At 46.2% G+C, this 826-nt stretch carries 1 protein-coding gene; it reads right to left on the bottom strand.

Annotated features, from left to right (window positions below):
- Window positions 1-72: 72 nt before the first annotated feature.
- A partial coding sequence (locus tag AWH66_RS10495) for an IS110 family RNA-guided transposase (RefSeq protein WP_071487850.1) occupies window positions 73-826 on the bottom strand: 754 nt, incomplete at its 5' end.

The following is an 826-nucleotide window of genomic DNA, read 5'->3' as shown; positions in this document are numbered from 1 at the left end:
TTCAACGTGTAGGATTTATCCTGTTATTCATCTCACTACGTACTTTGCAAAGGGTTGGTGGTGCATGATGTTTTATGCTGGTTGATATTCTTCGTTTTTGGCGATGACAGCCCAAGCTATCCGCATGAGTTTGTTCGCGAGTGCAACCGCAGCACGGTTGGGGCCTCGTCGTTCTTGTAACTCAAGCATCCATTTACTGAGTTTGTCGGACTTGAACTTGGCTCGTCTTAAAGCAGCCCTAGCACCATGAACCAGTAAAGACCGAATGTAAGTATTACCCCGCTTGGTAATACCGAGAAGAATGACCTTGCCACCTGTCGAGTCTTGTTTGGGAACGAGTCCCATCGCCGCAGAAGCATCTCGCCCTGTTTTAAATTGTTGTCCAGATCCGAGCCAGACAGCGACGGCTTGACTAGTGAGTGGTCCAAAGCCAGGGATGGACATCAGCCGTTTGGCATTATCGAACTGTTTGACGGTTTGGTTGAGTTTGTCTTCAAACCAACTGATTTGCTCATCGATATATAGATAACGTTCGTACTGGCGTGATAGAAGCTCTCGTAATATGGGCGATAACTGGTTTTCGGCGTCTTCTAGCATTTCGGGAATGGCTTGCCTAAAAGACGTTTTTCCTTTGGGAATAATGATGCCGTACTCAGCAATTAATCCTCGAACTTGATTAATCAAACGCGTTCTTTCGGTGACACATAGTCTGCGCATTCGAATCAATGATTGAATATCTTGTTGTTCGATGGACTTGTGTGGAACGGGGTGGGCGCGTTGATAGAGTGCAAGTTCAGCAATCGCTTCTGCATCGTTATAGTCATTC

The sequence above is a fragment of the Vibrio barjaei genome (assembly GCF_001639065.2).
GTDB lineage: Bacteria > Pseudomonadota > Gammaproteobacteria > Enterobacterales > Vibrionaceae > Vibrio > Vibrio barjaei.
The sequence above is the reverse complement of the archived record's forward strand: the minus strand, read 5'-3'. Positions and strand labels throughout refer to the sequence as shown.